This is a genomic window from Corynebacterium hesseae (genome assembly GCF_037850265.1).
GTDB classification, from domain to species: Bacteria; Actinomycetota; Actinomycetes; order Mycobacteriales; family Mycobacteriaceae; genus Corynebacterium; species Corynebacterium hesseae.
Genome location: NZ_CP137211.1, coordinates 1,567,330 through 1,583,629, shown reverse-complemented (window position 1 = coordinate 1,583,629; position 16,300 = coordinate 1,567,330). Strand labels below are relative to the sequence as shown.

Sequence of the window (16,300 nt, the reverse complement as noted above, 5' to 3'; positions counted from 1 at the left end):
CATGGCTGTCGAAAATACTAACCGCAAGATTTCCCGCTTTGACCGTCTTTACGTAGACGGCAGTGGATTTGACTTCGTTGGTCGGGCCAAGACCTGGTACACCATCGCCGGTGTGCTGCTCATCGCCTCCATCTTGGCTATTGCACTTCGTGGCTTCAATCTGTCACTGGACTTTGAGGGAGGCACGAAGCTCAACATGCCAGCTGGGGATCTGTCCACCGAACAGGTAGAGGAAACCTTTACAGAGGCCACCGGTGTTACCCCAGAGCTGGTGCAGATCGTGGGCGCGGGTTCCTCGGAGACGCTGGAAATCACGTCCGAGCGTCTGACCCAGGATGAGGTTAATCAGGCCCGCCAAGCCATCTTTGAGAAGTATCAGGTCAAGGATGACAACGGTAAGCCGAGCCCGGATGCGATCGGTTCTTCGACGGTGTCGGAATCGTGGGGCTCGTCGATTACCAAGCGCATGGTCATCGCGATGGCCGTATTCCTCGTCCTGGCCACCATTTACGTGGCGGTCCGCCTGCAGCGGGACATGGCCTTTGCGGCAATTCTTGCCCTCATTTTTGATGGTGTGTTCATTGCCGGAATCTATGCGCTCTTTGGCATCGAGGTGTCCCCGGCAGTCATCATTGGTCTGCTGACGGTGCTGACCTTCTCCCTCTACGACTCCGTCATTGTCTTTGACAAGGTGGACGAGAATACGACGGGATTGGAAGGCCAGCGCAAGAAGACTTATGGGGAGCTTACCAACTTGGCCATTAACCAAACGGTGATGCGTTCGATCTCCACGTCTATTATCTCAGCCCTGCCGATCATCGCTCTGTTCGTTGTCGCCGTATGGCTGATGGGTATCGGCACGCTGCGAGATCTTGCTCTTGTTCAGTTCATTGGCGTTATCGAGGGCGTATTCTCCTCAATTTTCCTCGCTACGACGCTTCTGGTGACTTTGTCGAACCAGCGAAAGAGCGTGAAGAAGCACAACGCCGTGGTTGCCGCCTACCGTGCGGAGGGCGCGCCTACGGAGGCAGGCGAAGGCGATGAGGAACCGAAGGCTACGCGCACCGTCGTTTCCCCATCCGCGGCTTCGCATTCTGAGCCTGAGCCACCTACTGGCGAGTCGGGTGGGGCGTCCTGGCGCCCCGGGCGTTAAGCCGTGCGTACATCTCCAGTCGCGGCACTGCTGGCCCTGGCCCTCACCGTGACAGCGTGCGGCTCTAATGAGGAGGGTGCGGGGGAGGACTCTTCGGCATCACGTTTCGCGGTGCTGAGCGATTCCCCCCTTGCTACTAGTAACGCAGCCTCCGCGTGGGGCGATGCCGTCGGGGCTGCCCAGCTAGCAAGCCGCGTCTATCCTGCGCTGTACGTACCGGGCCCAGCCGGGCAGATGGTGCCCAACTCAGATCTTGCTCACGCGGAGTATTTCGCTCCCGACGGCGATGAGACCGGGGCACACGTGGACTTCACGCTGACGGAGCAGGCTCGCTTCGCCGACGGCGAAGCAGTGACCTGTGATGATTACCTCTTGGCCTACACCGCTGGCCAGCTGAGTGAGACCTTTGGCTCCCACCTTCCGCTGATGGAAGAGGTCAGCGGAGTGGAATGCGCGCCTCACAGCAAGAAATTCACCGTGTGGTTTACGCCCGATGCGGGGTCGCGGTGGCGCTACTTGTTTGGCCCCGGCACGGTTCTCCCAGCGCACGTGATGGCTAAGCGGGCGGGGATGAGCGTCGAAGAGCTTAACGCGGCGCTTCACGCTCAGGACATGGCAACCCTGCAACCAGTGGCGGAGGCTTGGCGCGATGGCTTTTCGACGGAACCGGGGCGTTTTGACCCGGACATGCAGGTTTCCTTCGGGCCATATCAGATTGACCGCGTCGAGGATGATGGCTCAATCGTTCTGACGGCGAATGACAACTACTACGGCGACAAGCCTGTCGTGCGTGAAGTAGTCATGTTGCCCAACAGCGCGGATGCGGCAGCGTTTGTAGCCTCAGACGAGCTTCGCGTTGCAGAGTCGCCCACGGCTTCACCCTCGTGGTTGGACCGCAATGCTGAGGGGAAGCCGGTGGACGTGAAATCCATACCGGGTGGCCTGACCGACACTCTGGTCTTCTCGGAGGCTGGGATTTTTGCTCAGCCGTGGGCACGCGCCGCCTTCGCCGCGTGCGTGGATACGCAGCGCTTGGCACAGGCCTCCTCGAAGGAATCAGGCGTGGATGTTCCTGCCGTCACCGTGCGCACGGTGCGCAACGATGATCCAGTTGCGGCCCAGATGGCCTCGCTAACAACAGTCCCCGTCGACAACGCAGCTGCGTCGGGTCTGTCCGGTTACACCATCGGCGTAGGCTACCTCGCTCCCAACCCTCGCTATAAGGCAATGGTTGAGCAGTTGCGCGCGGCCTGCGAGCCCGCGGGAATCACCGTGGAAGACCGCTCCGGAGACCGTGTTTCCCGCGAGCAATTGTCCGCGGATCCCGCGACTGGCCTGCCGGAGATCGACGTCTACCTTGGGGCAGTAGATCCGATGCGTGAGCATTCCGCTCCCGCCTCCAGCGTGAAGAATGCGTCGGCATTGCGCACGTTGGAGCAGGATTTGTGGGAGGAATTGCCGTCTATTCCCATCTCCGCGCAGCCTCGGACCTTTATCACTGACCGCGCTGTGACAGGCGTGGTGCCCTACACTGGCCCTGCGGGTATCGGGTGGAACCTCGACCGTTGGAGCTATACCCCACAAACAGCAACCGAAACTAAGGAAGAGTCGTGAGCGAGATTTACGTCGCAGCAGCACAAGCCTTGAAGGATAAGGTCCGCCTTGTCCAAGACTTCCCGGAGGAGGGAATCCTGTTTGAGGACCTGACCCCGGTATTGGCAGATGCGGAGTCTTTCGCCGCCGTGGTCGATGGCTTGGCGGAGGCCTGCAAAGAGCTCGGTGCCGATTTGGTCGGTGGCCTCGATGCGCGCGGGTTCCTTCTTGGTTCTGCCGTTGCGTACAAGTTAGGGGTGGGAATCCTCGCCATCCGGAAGAAGGGCAAGCTTCCGCCGCCCGTCTTGACCCAGGAATACGAGCTGGAGTACGGCACGGCAGCGCTGGAGATCCCAAACAGTGGTATTGACATTAAGGGCAAGCGCATCGTGCTTGTCGACGACGTCCTCGCCACCGGCGGTACCCTCCACGGAGCCGCATTGCTGCTGGAATCAGCGGGCGCGGAAGTAGCGGGCAACGTCGTGGTTCTGGAGGTCAATGGACTCCAAGGACGTGAGCGACTACAAGGTTCCCCACTGATTGTGCTCAATCAGATGGGAGCAAAGGACTAAGGTTGTATGCCTAAGCTACTTCGCGGAGGCAGACATGACGACTGAAAAGCAGGACAAGACTGCGTGGCGGCCGGGCGGTGTGCGCGGCATGTCCGCCCGCTTGGCGCGCTCGCTGACGGGCGGTCGCGTAAAGATCAATCCGGCGCTGGACCCGTTGATGTCTATCCACCGGGAGTTTCACCCGAAGGCAGACGCAGAGCTCCTCAACAAGGCCTATGCGACGGCGGAGCGGCTGCACGAGGGCGTGTTCCGCAAGTCCGGCGAGCCTTACATTACGCATCCGCTTGCGGTGGCAACCATCGCGGCGGAAATCGGCATGGACACCACGACCGTTGCGGCGGCCTTGCTGCACGACACAGTGGAAGACACCGATTATTCTCTCGAGGATCTCACCCGTGATTTTGGGCCGGAGGTGGCCCGGCTTGTCGACGGAGTTACGAAACTCGACAAGGTCGCCCTCGGCGCCGCCGCCGAAGCTGAGACGATTCGTAAGATGATCGTGGCTATGGCTACGGACCCGCGCGTGCTCGTCATCAAGGTGTGCGATCGCCTGCACAACATGCGAACCATGCGCTTCCTCCCGCCGGAGAAGCAGGCGAAGAAGGCACGGCAAACCCTTGACGTCATTGCGCCGCTTGCTCACCGATTGGGCATGGCAAGCGTTAAGTGGGAACTCGAGGATCTCGCCTTTGCCATTCTGTATCCGAAGAAGTACGACGAAATCGTGCGTATGGTGGCGGACCGCGCTCCCTCACGCGATAAAGCGCTCAAGGAAATCAAGGCCCAGGTAAGCCAAGCCCTCAAGGCAAACGGCATTCAAGCCGAGGTGATGGGGCGCCCGAAGCACTACTGGTCGATTTATCAGAAGATGATCGTTCGTGGGCGTGACTTTGCGGAGATCTTCGATCTCGTCGGAATCCGCATCCTCGTCGACGACATCAACTCCTGTTACGCCGCCATCGGCGTGGTGCACTCGTTGTACCAGGCTCTTCCGGGGCGATTCAAGGATTACATCTCCTCGCCACGCTTCGGCGTCTATCAGTCGCTGCATACCACCGTTATCGCGGACGGCGGCTCCACCCTTGAGGTGCAGGTGCGCACGCACGAGATGCATTACAACGCCGAGTTTGGCGTTGCGGCGCACTGGCGCTACAAGGAGACCAAGGGCAGGAATTCCGGCCACCAAGAAGAAGTGGATCAGATGGCGTGGATGCGCCAGCTGTTGGATTGGCAGAAGGAAGCCGCTGATCCCAATGAGTTCCTGGACTCTCTGCGTTATGACCTGACCGCCAAGCAAATCTTTGCGTTTACCCCGAAGGGTGACGTGATCAATTTGCCCGCTGGTTCCACCCCCGTGGATTTCGCCTATGCGGTGCATACGGAGGTAGGCCATAGGTGCATTGGTGCCAAGGTCAACGGCAAGCTCGTGGCATTGGAATCGGAGCTGAAATCCGGCGATAAAGTTGAGATTTTCACCTCCAAGGATCCGAATGCGGGTCCCTCGCGGGATTGGCAGGAGTTCTTGGTCTCGCCACGGGCTAAGACGAAGGTGCGGCAGTGGTTTGCCAAGGAGCGCCGTGAAGAGCACCTCGAAGCTGGGCGGGATGCCTTGGCCGCCGAGGTCCAGCGTGGCGGCTTGCCCATGCACCGGCTGTTTACCGCTAGTTCGATGAAGCAGGTAGCCGAGCAGTTGCACTACCCGGATGTGGATGCGCTCTATACCGCCATCGGCGCGGGCCATGTCTCAGCTCAGCATGTTGCCAACCAACTCATGGCGCTCTTCGGAGATAAGGACGATGCAGTCGATGCCTTGGCTTCTCGTACTCCGCTCAGCGAGCTGGAGAATTCCCGCGCTCAGCACACGAAGGATTCCGCATCCGGCACCGGAATTTTGGTGGAGGGCAGCCCGGACGTCATGGCCAAGCTGGCGAAGTGCTGCCAGCCTGTGCCTGGTGACGCCATCTTTGGCTTCGTGACCCGCGGCGGCGGCGTGTCCGTGCACCGAGCTGACTGCACCAATGCTGAAAAGCTCAAGTCGGAACCCGAGCGCATGATGCAGGTGGAGTGGGCTGGCGGGCCGAAGTCTTCCGGTGCCTTCTCCGCAACGCTGCAACTGGAGGCCATTGACCGTCAAGGTCTGCTCTTTGAGCTCACCCGGATTTTTAGCGATCAGAGCCTCAACGTATTGTCGATGACCTCCAATCGCGGCGATGACCACATTGCGACTGTGCGCTTCACCTTCTCGGTTTCTGACACCAAGCAGCTGGGGCAGTTGATGACAACCCTGCGTAACACCGAGGGCGTCTTCGACGTCTATCGCGTCACGGCTTAAGGCATCACCCCTCAACTGGGGGTGTGTGGCTGAACGGGAGGTTGCGCCTGGGTGAAACTAGGGGAGATGTTTGGTGAACGCGCTGGTCGTGACGTCAGCAAGCGCTGCGCAATCGTGATGGATGCGTTATAAACACGTGGACAAGATTTCTCTCATACCCAGGAGATCCACGTGAACTTCCGTCGCTTTGGCCAGCTTCTGGCCGCCACCACCGTCACCGCCGTTGCCGTCTCCGGCGCGCCTGCCTTCGCCGCTGAGGCCGACCAGGTGACCATTTCCGTCACCAACTTCACCGACTTCCACGGCCACCTTGAGCTGGCCGAAAACTTTGACAAGGAATCCGAGGAACTGGTTGGCTACTCCGAGATGGGCGCTGCTCGCATGGCTGCGCTCATCAAGGCCGTCAACAAGGACCAGGAGTACGCCTTGACCTCCTCCGGTGATAACGTTGGTGGTTCCGCTTTTGTGTCTGCGATTTCTGAGGACAAGTACACCAACGAGGCCCTCAATGCTATGAATCTCGATGTCACGGCCGTGGGCAACCACGAGTTCGACAAGGGCACCGATGACCTGATGGGCCGTATCAAGGACCAGTCCAACTTCCCGATCCTGGGCGCCAACGTCACCAAAGATGGCAAGCCCCTGCTCGATGCTTCCTTCGTCAAGGAGGTAGACGGCGTGAAGGTGGGCTTCGTTGGTACCGTCACCGAGAACACCAAGTACAAGGTGTCCGCTGCGTCCATCCCGGGCGTCGAGTTCTCCGACCCGGTCGAGGCCACCAATAAGGAAGCCAGCCGACTGAAGGAATCCGGCAAGGCTGACGTCGTTGTGGCGCTCATGCACGAGGACGCTCAGCAGTACGCGGAGGGCTTCAGCAAGGATGTGGATATCCTCTTTGGCGGTGATACTCACGTTAAGACCCAGGGCGAGGTTGCTCGTGAGGGGGCAATGCCGCTGTACTGGGCACAGGGCTACGAGTACGGCAAGGTGCTTAACGACGCCGACATCACCTTCGACAAAGCCGAGAAGAAAATCACCAAGATTGATCTCAAGCAGTACGACGTGGCCAACGCAGAGGTCTTCGCCCAGCTGCAGGGCCTCGAAGACGACCCCGAGGTGGCTAAGATCGTCGAGGAAGCAAAGAAGGTAGCGGAGATTGAGGGTGCCAAGACTGCTGGTACCACCGAGAAGGCCATGTACCGCGGTTCTGATGAGGGCAAGGACACCGGTACCAACCGCGGTGTGGAGTCGACCCTCAACAACTTTATTGCCGATGGCCAGCGCTTTGCTCTATCTAAGCAGACGGACAAGGACATCGAAATCGGTGTTATGAACGCAGGCGGTGTGCGCGCCGACCTCAAGCAAGGTGATGTTTCCTACCAGGACATCTTTGCCGTTCAGCCATTCGGTAATTACGTGATCACCGCGGAGGTTAGCGGCGCAGACTTCATTACCGCGTTGGAGAACCAGTGGAAGCCTGGCCAGTCCCGCCCGCGCCTGGCTCTGGGCCTGTCCAACAACGTCACCGTTGTCTACGACCAGAAGGCTGAGCAGGGCAAGCGCGTTAAGTCTGTCACCATTAACGGTGAACCGATTGACCCGGAGAAGAACTACAGCATTGCTCTGTCCTCCTTCCTTGCCTCCAGCGAGACGGAGGCCGGCGGCGATGGCTTCTTTGAGCCCGGTTCCATCAAGAACCGCAATGACGTTGGCTACATGGACACCCAGGCGATGATTGACTACATCGCTTCCGGCGAGTCCAAGGTCCGCACCGGCCAGGGCCAGATTGGTGCCCACGTGTCTGGTGACCTGAAGCCGGGGGAGGAGATCACAGTCGAGCTTTCCTCTCTGAACTACTCCAACGCAGAAGAGCCACAGGCTAAGAAGGTCACCGTTGCTCTGGGTGACGCTAAGGCCGAGGCAGACATTGACAACGCAGCACAGCCCGGTGACGAGCAGTTCGGCGAGCGTGGCCGCGCAACCGTCAAGCTCACCATCCCGGAGGGCCTAAAGGGCGAGCAGAAGCTGCTCATTACTACCGATGCTGGCACTGAAGCCGCCCTTCCGATTTCCCTCGACGGTGACGACGACGCGAAGGACCCGAAGGATACTGGTTCCGCCAAGGATGCAGCTTCCTCCATCGGCTTGGGTGTGGGTATCACCGCCGCTATCGCTGCCGCCATTGCCGCTGTGATTGGTGCCATCAACATGCCGGTTGCTGCGCTCCCAGCACCGGTGCAGCAGCTGATTGAGCAGCTGCGCAAGCAGTTCAACATCTAGTCTGTACTGATGCACAAGCCCGCACTATCGTGCGGGCTTTTCTCATGTGGAAGGTATGGTGGAAAGCTGTGGATACACTGAGGCTGTTTGGACGCGAGGCAATGTACCAGCTAGGTATCGAGCCTCACCGAATCCCACTGGTGATGCTCGCGACGCTGGGTATTTATTTGGCCTTTATGGTCTTGGTCAAGCTCTTTGGCAGCCGCGTTTTGACGTCCATCACCGCTTCCGATGCCGTCATCATCATTATGTTCGGCGCGGTTTCAGGCCGCGTGATTGTAGGCAACCCGCCGACCCTCGCCGCCGGCATCATTGGCCTGTTTACCCTCATGCTTTTGGAGGCCGCCTTCGGCACATTCCGCCAATTGGTGACGTGGTCACGGTTTATTGACCGCAAGCCGGTATTGCTGGTCTATAAGGGGCAGCTGCAGGAAGACAATATGAGCTTTGCGCACATCACCGAAAGGGATATCAATTCCGCTGTGCGCAAGGCGGGCCTTGGTCGGCGCACCGACGTGCAGCTAATGATCTTGGAACCAACTGGTCAGATTTCTGTCATTCGCCGTGGCCAGCTTGTTGACGCCTCCGTGTTTAAGGATGTGCTCGGTGCCGAGCGAATTCAGGAAGTGGAGGAAGATTCACAAAGGGATGGCAATTAAGTCTTAGCCCTTTGAAGAGGCGCCACCTAGAAGAGGTGCTGCGAACCGGAAAACGAAAAATCTCCCCTCGTGCATAATACACAAGGGGAGAGTGGCGAGTTTGTGGCTTACTTGCCAGCGAACTGGTCAGCGAGACGCATAGCGTCATCCATCGCATCGATGATGGAGGTGAAGACCTTGATCCACTCGCGGATCTCCTTCGGGCTGATGTTGCCCTCATCGTCAGAAGAGAGAGCGAAGAAAGCCTTGGAGGAGCCGTCATCCTCAACCGGAGCTGCAGAAGCAACTGCGGTGCCGGAGAAGGCGATAGTTGCAGCAGTAGCAGCAGCAACGATGGACTTACGGGAGAAGAACTTCATAGTTGTGTGTCCTAAACTGAATCGAAGGTGATCGGAGATCGTCCGACTTACTTAGCGTTAGGTGCGAAGTACTTGTTGTAGAAAGCGAAAGCGGTGCCCAGAGCGCCAATGACGGCGGTGAAGACGGCGATCCAGTCGCGGATTTCCTTCGGGTCCATGTCGGAGATGGAGGAACCCTCGGAGTCGTCGGAGGAGGAAGAAGAGTCCTCGTCGGTCTTGCTCGGGGTCGTGGTGGTCTCGGCGGCCGGCTTGGTGGTGGACGGAGCTGCCGGGGTGGTGGTAGCCGTAGCGGTGGCGGTGGCCTCCGGAGTGGTGGTCTCAGCGTTAGCAACGGTCACGCCGGACAGGGAAACGGCAGCGGTGGTAGCGGCAGCGACAAGGGCCTTACGGGAGAAGAGCTTCATTCTCGTTCCTTATACATCTCGGGAATTTCAAAGACCTCACAGATGCTACTGAGGCATTGCGGGTTTTGCAAGGGATCTGACAATCAATTGATGAATCTGTGTGGCGGCTGTCCGCGGCATGTGAGCTGGGGTTTGGTCCGGTGCAGGTTGTGGACGTGGGTAATAGTTTGCCAAATGAACAGCTCAAGGCTAAGAAATTCTTAATCCAGGTGGGGAGGGGCGGTTGGAATGGGAAAGGCCCCGCTCGCTGAATGCGAGCGGGGCCGGCCACCGTAAAGGGGGTAAAACTTAGCTCTCGACGGTTGCCTTGGTGATGCGAACTTCCTCAGCGGGAGCGCCGTCGGACTGCCTATCCTTGACGCCCTTGGCAGCGATGGCGTCGATGGTCTTCTGTCCCTTCTCCGTCAGGTCGCCAAAATAGGTGTAGGAGGGCGGAAGCTGCGAGTCCTTATAGTTAATGAAGAACTGGGAACCATTGGTGTCTTCGCCGGCATTAGCCATGGCGATGGAACCCTTCGGGTACAGAGCAGGCTGTGCCTTAGCGGCGTCGTCAGCCTCATCGGTGGGGTACTCATTGGCAAACTGGAAGCCCGGTCCACCAGAACCCTTGCCGGTCGGATCACCGCACTGCAGGACGGAGAGGGTGCCCTCCGTCATGCGGTGGCACACGGTGTCGTCGTAGTACTTCGCGGAAATCATGTCCGTGATTGCGTTGACGGTACACGGAGCAAGTGAGCGATCGAGAGTCATCTCAATATCGCCTTGCTTGGTGGCGAAATTGACGGTCACCTCACCCTTGGCAGGAATGTTCTTTCCTTGCGGAGTAGGGACATCGCGGGAAGCGTCGCCAGTCTCGTTGTACTCGCAGGTGACGGTCTCACCGAGCGGCTTAGCACGCTTGCCGCTCAATGCTTCGGCGGTAGGGGCTTCAGTGGGGGTATCGGCGGCGGAGGTTTCCGAGGCCTGAATCTCTTCTTCCTCCGGCGAGCGCGTGGCCAAGAACCAGATACCGCCGACGAGGGCAACAATAACGACGGCGGCCATCAAAACGACGCCGAGCGGGCGGCTCTTCTGTTTACGGTCGCGGGATTTCAGCTCGCGATCGAGCTGGTTGAGCGCATCATCCAAGCGCTGGCTGTTAGTAGACACCTATGTTTCCTCCACAGTGGTGGTTTAAAAACTTTGACCCACCTATCCTAACCGCACGCTAGTTCACCGTGGCGCGCCGCCCCGCACGTCAGTACGCTTGGGTGCCATGGCTACTACGAATTTTCAGAATGAACCCGTCGAAACCAATGCTGAGCTGCCGAAGGTTGGTGACGCCCTGCCGGACTTCACCCTCGTCGGCACCGACTTGTCTGAGCTAACCAATGCGGACTTCGCTGGTAAGCGCTTGGTGGTGTCCTGCTTCCCGTCCGTGGATACCGGCGTGTGTGCAGCGCAGCTGCGCAAGTTCAATCAAGAGGCGGCTGGTCTGGAGAACACCGTTGTCCTGTCCGTCTCCCGTGACCTGCCTTTCGCACAGGAGCGTTTCTGCGCTGCTGAAGGTATCGACAACGTCGTCAGCGCTTCTGATTTCCGCTCCGATTTCGCCGACAAGCTGGGCCTCGTCCTGGAAGGCTCCCCGCTCAAGGGCCTGTGTGCCCGCGCGGTCATCGTCACCGACGAGAACCACAAGGTGACCTACACCGAGCTGGTTCCTGAGGTTACGACGGAGCCGGACTACGACGCAGCGTTGGCCGCCCTCAAGTAATGAACACACCGGATATCTACGGTTTCGCCGCAGGGCCTTATAAAACCAACACCTATGTTGTGGCTAACGGCTCGCGGGCGTTCATCGTGGACCCAGGGATGCACACACGCGAGCGCCTTGAGCAGCTCGCGCGTGAGAAATCCCTGGAATTTGAGGCCGTCGTGCTGACCCACGGTCACATTGACCACACGCGTGATGCCGCTGAGTTTAACCTGCCGGTCTACATCCACCCGGATGACGCGTTCATGTTGGTGGATGGCTCCGGAGTATCTCCCGAATCGCAGATGCTTTTCGCCGCCGCTTCCATGAAGCAGGTGGCGGACCGGCGTGATCTGCTGGGTGGTGAGACGCTGAGCCTCGTCGGCCTGGAGTTTGAATTACTCCATGCGCCGGGGCATTCACCGGGTTGCGTCATGCTCGTGGCCGAGGATTTTGCGCTGACCGGTGACGTGTTATTCAAGGGCTCGATCGGCCGTACAGACCTTCCGCATTCCGATCCCGCGGCGATGCAGCGCTCGTTGCGCGGTCCGGTGTGGGGCCTTGATGATTCCCTTGCCATCTTGCCGGGCCACGGCCCAACATCGACGATGCGCCGCGAACGCGCGACTAATCCGTTTCTCCGTGCGGCGGGGGATGTACTCTAAAGGGCGTGAGTGATAAGAAGCAGTTCAAAGCCCTGTCCGCGCCCAAGGGTGTGCCGGACTACGTTCCGCCGCAATCGGCCATCTTTGCCAAGGTTCGTGAGACCTTCGTACATCAGGCACATCTGTCCGGCTTCCAACACATCGAACTCCCCGTCTTTGAGGACACGTCGCTGTTCGCCCGCGGCGTGGGGGAGTCCACGGACGTCGTGTCGAAGGAGATGTACACCTTCGCCGATCGCGGCGACCGCTCCGTGACTCTGCGCCCCGAAGGCACCGCGGGTGTTATGCGCTCAGTTATCGAGCACAACCTCGACCGCGGTCAGTTGCCTGTCAAGCTCAATTACTTTGGCCCCTTCTTCCGCTACGAACGCCCGCAGGCTGGCCGCTACCGCCAGCTGCAGCAGGTCGGCGTCGAGGCCATTGGTGTCGATGATCCGGCGCTGGACGCGGAAATCATCGCGCTAGCGGACCGCTCCTACCGCAGCCTGGGGCTTAGCCAGTTCCGTCTGGAGCTGACCAGCCTGGGTGACCACGACTGTCGCCCGGCCTACCGTGAGAAGCTGCAGGAATTCCTGTTCAAGCTGGACCTCGACGAGGAAACCAGGGCCCGCGCGGAGCTGAACCCGTTGCGCGTGCTCGATGACAAGCGCCCGGAGGTCCAGGAGCAGCTTGTCGACGCCCCCCTCATGCTCGACCACCTCAATGCCGAGTGCCGCGAGCACTTTGAGACGGTCACAGGCTTGCTCGATGACATGGGCGTGCCCTACACCATCAACCCGCGCATGGTCCGCGGTCTTGATTACTACACGAAGACCTGTTTCGAATTCGTCCACGATGGACTCGGCGCGCAGTCCGGCATTGGCGGCGGCGGCCGCTACGACGGCCTCATGGCTCAGCTCGGCGGACAGGAATTGTCCGGTATCGGCTACGGCCTCGGCGTGGACCGCACGGTTTTGGCCCTGGAGGCCGAGGGCGTGGAGCTCGAGGGCGTCGAAGAACGCGTGGCCGTTTATGGCGTTGCTTTGGGCGCGGCGGCAAAGAAGAAGATGGTCAGCATCATTAATGATCTCCGCAAAGCCGGTATTTCCGCGGATATGTCCTTCGGTGACCGCGGCCTCAAGGGAGCGATGAAGGGTGCTGATCGCGCCAACGCCCGCTTCGCACTCGTCCTCGGTGACCAAGAGCTAGAGTCTGGCACCGTGGCGCTGAAGGATCTGCGCGCGCACGAGCAGCACGACGTCCCGGTGGGGGACGTCGTCAAGCAGCTTCGCCAGCTCGTTTAGCACTCCACCTGCGAGACGGTGAAGCCCATCGTCTTCGCCAGGCCGCCGAGCGAGGTCTCCTTGTACTTGGAGAGCATGTCGCGTCCGGTTTCGGCCATGGTGCGCACCGCGTTATCGAGGGTAACGTGGTGCGTTCCCTCACCCATGAGAGCAAGGCGCGCGGCGTTGATGGACTTGACTGCGCCGATGGCGTTGCGCTCGATGCAGGGAATCTGCACGAGGCCTCCGACGGGGTCACAGGTCAGGCCGAGGTTGTGCTCAAGGGCAATCTCGGCGGCATTTTCAACCTGTTCCGGTGTTGCTCCGAGTAGTTCTGCCATGCCAGCAGCTGCCATGGAGGACGCTGAGCCAACCTCGCCCTGGCAGCCCACCTCGGCGCCGGAAATCGAGGCATTGGACTTGATGATGATGCCAATGGCACCTGCGGTCAGCAGGTAGCGGCGGGCATCGGAGCGGGTGAAATCAGCCTGGAAGTCACGCGCGTAGTGCAGCACCGCGGGGATGATGCCACACGCGCCGTTAGTGGGGGCGGTGATGACGCGGCCGCCGGCGGCATTCTGTTCGTTGACGGCAAGCGCGTAGAGGTTGACCCATTCCATCGCGGACAAGCCACAGGACTCGTCGTTTTGCTTGGCCAGAAGCTGCTGGTACATGCGTGGCGCGCGGCGGTTCACACGCAGGCCGCCGGGAAGGATTCCCTTGGAGGAAATGCCCTCGGTCACGCACTCGCGCATGATATCCCAGACCAAGTCGAGGTGCTGGTAGACGTAGTCGAGACCGCCTTCTTCGCGGTGCAACACGGCCTCGTTGGCGGCGACGATTTCCCAGATAGCTTTGTCATTGGCCGCACACAGGTGAAGCAGGTGTTCGCCGGACTGGAACTCATAAGGAACGGTGTCCTCAGCGGTGGCCGCGGCGACACCGGCTGGCACACCGGTGTCTGTTTGGAGCTGGGCATCGTATTCCTCGCGGGACAGGATAAAGCCGCCGCCGACGGAGAAATACTCCGATCTATCGGCAAGGACGTTCCCGTCCTTGCCCCAGGCCGTAAAGATGAGGCAGTTCGGGTGTTCCGGCACCGGTTCGTTGTTGAATTCGATGCTGTACTGCACTTCACCTGCGGGGCCAGAAATGGTGCCCTCGGTGGGGATAAAGGCATCGGCGCGTGGCTCTGCGTCGAGTGGCACGGACAGCGGATCCCATCCGGCGAGGCCCAGAATCACGGCGCGATCCGTGGCGTGGCCGCGGCCGGTAGCGGATAGGGAACCGCGCAGTACGGTGTGGACCTTGGCCGGGTGTTGATCAAGCGCCTCGAGGAAGGCCTTAGCCGCGCGCATGGGGCCGACTGTATGGGAGGAGGAGGGGCCGATTCCGATGGAGAAGATATCGGTCACGCTAATTGTCATGTGGGGGTGAAACCTCCTTGGGAGCGTTAGATAAGTGTCGCCTTACGATAGTACCGAGAGCCCTCCGCAACCGCTTAGCTCGGCTGCCCGTCGTGGCGGGAAAGAAGCGCGCGGAATCCTGAAGGGTCTGGATCGACGTCCTGCGATTGCACCCCCTGGGGCGCTTCTTCCGCCTCGCCGAGCGTCCCGGCAAGTCCAGAGACCCGGTCGAGCGGGCGCACCATGAGGTCCGCTAGCTCCTCGGCGGCGCGTTCTATGCGTTTGTTATTGCGCGCGCCTTCTGCAGTGCCAAAGTCTTCCGTGGCCTGGAAGATCCCGGTGGGGACCACTGTGGCATGCAGGTAGTTAAGCAGCGGGCGCAGAGCATAGTCGAGCACAAGCGCGTGCCGGCTTGAACCGCCAGTGGCAGCGATGAGCGTGGGCAGTCCCTCTAGAGAATGCGGCTCCAAAGTGTCGAAGAACATCTTGAACAAACCCGAATAACTGCCCTGGAATACCGGGCTGACGGCGATGAGACCGTCCGCCTTGGTCACGGCAGTCTGCGCGGCATGGAGGTGGGGTGTGGGTGAAACCCAGTTGGTCATGGCTTCTGCCAATTCGCCGGCAAGCTCGCGCAGCTCAACGACGGTCACGTCGACGCCTTCACCTCGGGCACTAACGCGGGCGGTGGTGGCGGCGGAGAGGGCGTCGCCAAGCGCACGCGTCGAGGACGGTGATGAAAGTCCAGCCGTAACGAGTACGAGCGAGCGCAACTATTTCTCCTCTTCAGGGTTGACCTGCGCGTGCGGGGCATAAGCGTCGAGCGTGGCATGGGTGGGCGGGTCAGAAGGTACATGATCTGGGCGGCGTTCCTCAAAGCGGCGGCGCAGCTCGGGCACCACCTGGGTACCAAGGATTTCGATCTGCTCGAGCACCACCTCCTGAGGCAGGCCCGCGTGGTCGATGAGGAAGAGCTGGCGCTGGTAATCACCCACCCAATCTGCGAACTGTAGTGTGCGCTCCACCACCTGCTTTACGGTGCCTACGGTGAGCGGGGTCTGTGCCGTGAACTCCTCCAAGGAGGGGCCATGACCGTACACCGGGGCATTGTCGAAGTAGGGGCGGAAGAAGTCCTTTGCCTGCTGCTCCGTGGGCGCGATGAAGACATGCCCGCCGAGGCCCACGATGGCCTGGTCGGCGCGGCCGTGGCCATAGGACTCGTAGCGATTGCGGTATAGGTTCACCATCTTCGCGGTGTGCTCCTTGTTCCAGAAGATGTTGTTGTGGAAGAAGCCATCGCCGTAAAAAGCCGCCTGTTCCGCAATCTGTGGGGAGCGAATGGAGCCGTGCCAGACAAAGGGTGGGATGCCATCGAGAGGTGCGGGCGTGGAAGTAAAACCCTGCAGCGGGGTGCGGAACTTTCCTTGCCAGGACACGACGGGTTCGCGCCAGAGGCGGCGCAGTAGGTGGTAGTTCTCAACGGCGAGGGGAATGCCTTCACGGATGTCCTTGCCAAACCACGGGTAAACCGGGCCGGTGTTGCCGCGGCCTAGCATGAGGTCGACGCGCCCATCTGCCAGGTGCTGAAGGAATGCGTAGTCCTCCGCGAGGCGAACAGGGTCGTTGGTAGTGATCAGCGTGGTGGCAGTGGAGAGTTGAAGGTTCTTCGTCTGTGCCGCAATGTATGCCAGGTGGGTGGTGGGTGCTGATGGCACAAAGGGCGGGTTGTGGTGCTCGCCGGTGGCGAAGACGTCGAGGCCCACCTCTTCTGCTTTGAGGGCAATCTCCGTGATAGCGCGGATGCGCTCGGCCTCAGTGGGGGTGCGGCCGGTGGTCGGGTCCTGGGTGACATCGCCGATGCTAAAGACTCCAAATTGCATGAC

The 16,300-nt window shown here is 60.2% G+C and carries 15 protein-coding genes; 9 read left to right on the top strand and 6 right to left on the bottom strand.

The window, feature by feature from the left end:
- The first annotated feature begins 1 nt into the window (after position 1).
- The 6 genes from secF to R3O64_RS07335 all read left to right on the top strand — a co-directional run bounded on the left by secF (position 2) and on the right by R3O64_RS07335 (position 8,589).
- Positions 2-1,153, top strand: a complete 1,152-nt coding sequence (gene secF / locus R3O64_RS07360; protein WP_250224689.1) for a protein translocase subunit SecF — start codon at positions 2-4, stop codon at positions 1,151-1,153.
- 3 nt (positions 1,154-1,156) lie between these two features.
- Entirely contained in the window at positions 1,157-2,767 is a 1,611-nt protein-coding gene (locus tag R3O64_RS07355; RefSeq protein ID WP_083306818.1) for an ABC transporter substrate-binding protein, read from the top strand.
- Positions 2,764-3,318: an adenine phosphoribosyltransferase gene (locus tag R3O64_RS07350; protein WP_070522126.1), complete on the top strand. Its 555-nt coding sequence runs from the start codon at positions 2,764-2,766 to the stop codon at positions 3,316-3,318. The genes R3O64_RS07355 and R3O64_RS07350 overlap by 4 nt, the downstream gene beginning before the upstream one ends.
- A gap of 34 nt (positions 3,319-3,352) precedes the next feature.
- The gene (locus tag R3O64_RS07345) at positions 3,353-5,650 is read left to right on the top strand and encodes a bifunctional (p)ppGpp synthetase/guanosine-3',5'-bis(diphosphate) 3'-pyrophosphohydrolase (RefSeq protein WP_339016432.1); all 2,298 of its coding nucleotides are present in this window, start codon (positions 3,353-3,355) and stop codon (positions 5,648-5,650) included.
- A 171-nt stretch (positions 5,651-5,821) separates the two neighbouring features.
- Positions 5,822-7,930 (top strand): 5'-nucleotidase C-terminal domain-containing protein, encoded by a 2,109-nt coding sequence (locus R3O64_RS07340; protein WP_144675073.1) that lies wholly within the window; start codon positions 5,822-5,824, stop codon positions 7,928-7,930.
- Positions 7,931-7,998: 68 nt separating this feature from the next.
- A complete protein-coding gene (locus tag R3O64_RS07335; RefSeq protein WP_425248904.1) occupies positions 7,999-8,589 on the top strand; it encodes a DUF421 domain-containing protein in 591 nt (196 codons plus the stop codon).
- A gap of 107 nt (positions 8,590-8,696) precedes the next feature.
- On the opposite strand, the gene R3O64_RS07330 is transcribed toward R3O64_RS07335, so the two are convergent.
- The 3 genes from R3O64_RS07330 to R3O64_RS07320 form a co-directional block, all read right to left on the bottom strand.
- On the bottom strand, positions 8,697-8,948 hold the full coding sequence (locus tag R3O64_RS07330) for a hypothetical protein (protein WP_070708014.1): 252 nt from the start codon (positions 8,946-8,948) through the stop codon (positions 8,697-8,699).
- 47 nt (positions 8,949-8,995) lie between these two features.
- On the bottom strand, positions 8,996-9,352 hold the full coding sequence (locus R3O64_RS07325) for a hypothetical protein (protein WP_070708016.1): 357 nt from the start codon (positions 9,350-9,352) through the stop codon (positions 8,996-8,998).
- Positions 9,353-9,640: 288 nt separating this feature from the next.
- Positions 9,641-10,501, bottom strand: a complete 861-nt coding sequence (locus tag R3O64_RS07320; RefSeq protein WP_339016429.1) for a peptidylprolyl isomerase — start codon at positions 10,499-10,501, stop codon at positions 9,641-9,643.
- 106 nt (positions 10,502-10,607) lie between these two features.
- Here R3O64_RS07320 and tpx point away from each other — a divergent pair, with 106 nt between their 5' ends.
- The 3 genes from tpx to hisS are packed head-to-tail and all read left to right on the top strand — an operon-like array spanning position 10,608 to position 13,032.
- On the top strand, positions 10,608-11,105 hold the full coding sequence (gene tpx, locus R3O64_RS07315; protein WP_070522146.1) for a thiol peroxidase: 498 nt from the start codon (positions 10,608-10,610) through the stop codon (positions 11,103-11,105).
- Positions 11,105-11,749, top strand: a complete 645-nt coding sequence (locus R3O64_RS07310; protein WP_070522149.1) for an MBL fold metallo-hydrolase — start codon at positions 11,105-11,107, stop codon at positions 11,747-11,749. The genes tpx and R3O64_RS07310 overlap by 1 nt, the downstream gene beginning before the upstream one ends.
- Positions 11,750-11,754: 5 nt before the next feature.
- Entirely contained in the window at positions 11,755-13,032 is a 1,278-nt protein-coding gene (gene hisS / locus R3O64_RS07305; protein WP_070522152.1) for a histidine--tRNA ligase, read from the top strand.
- Here the strand turns inward: hisS and R3O64_RS07300 are convergent.
- From R3O64_RS07300 to R3O64_RS07290, 3 genes are all read right to left on the bottom strand, one after another.
- Positions 13,029-14,438, bottom strand: coding sequence for an L-serine ammonia-lyase (locus R3O64_RS07300; RefSeq protein WP_070522155.1), 1,410 nt, complete (start codon positions 14,436-14,438; stop codon positions 13,029-13,031). The two genes, hisS and R3O64_RS07300, sit on opposite strands and share 4 nt — an antisense overlap.
- Positions 14,439-14,512: 74 nt before the next feature.
- Positions 14,513-15,190, bottom strand: a complete 678-nt coding sequence (locus R3O64_RS07295) for an FMN reductase (protein ID WP_339016428.1) — start codon at positions 15,188-15,190, stop codon at positions 14,513-14,515.
- A complete protein-coding gene (locus R3O64_RS07290) occupies positions 15,191-16,297 on the bottom strand; it encodes an LLM class flavin-dependent oxidoreductase (RefSeq protein WP_339016427.1) in 1,107 nt (368 codons plus the stop codon).
- Positions 16,298-16,300: the final 3 nt, after the last annotated feature.

What these genes read in the sequence shown, in the direction of transcription:
- secF (WP_250224689.1), top strand. Translation starts at nt 2, where the DNA reads ATGGCTGTCGAAAATACTAACCGCAAGATTTCCCGCTTTGACCGTCTT.
- R3O64_RS07345 (WP_339016432.1), top strand. Translation starts at nt 3,353, where the DNA reads ATGACGACTGAAAAGCAGGACAAGACTGCGTGGCGGCCGGGCGGTGTG.
- R3O64_RS07330 (WP_070708014.1), bottom strand. Translation starts at nt 8,948, where the DNA reads ATGAAGTTCTTCTCCCGTAAGTCCATCGTTGCTGCTGCTACTGCTGCA.
- R3O64_RS07325 (WP_070708016.1), bottom strand. Translation starts at nt 9,352, where the DNA reads ATGAAGCTCTTCTCCCGTAAGGCCCTTGTCGCTGCCGCTACCACCGCT.
- tpx (WP_070522146.1), top strand. Translation starts at nt 10,608, where the DNA reads ATGGCTACTACGAATTTTCAGAATGAACCCGTCGAAACCAATGCTGAG.
- R3O64_RS07310 (WP_070522149.1), top strand. Translation starts at nt 11,105, where the DNA reads ATGAACACACCGGATATCTACGGTTTCGCCGCAGGGCCTTATAAAACC.
- R3O64_RS07300 (WP_070522155.1), bottom strand. Translation starts at nt 14,438, where the DNA reads ATGACAATTAGCGTGACCGATATCTTCTCCATCGGAATCGGCCCCTCC.
- R3O64_RS07290 (WP_339016427.1), bottom strand. Translation starts at nt 16,297, where the DNA reads ATGCAATTTGGAGTCTTTAGCATCGGCGATGTCACCCAGGACCCGACC.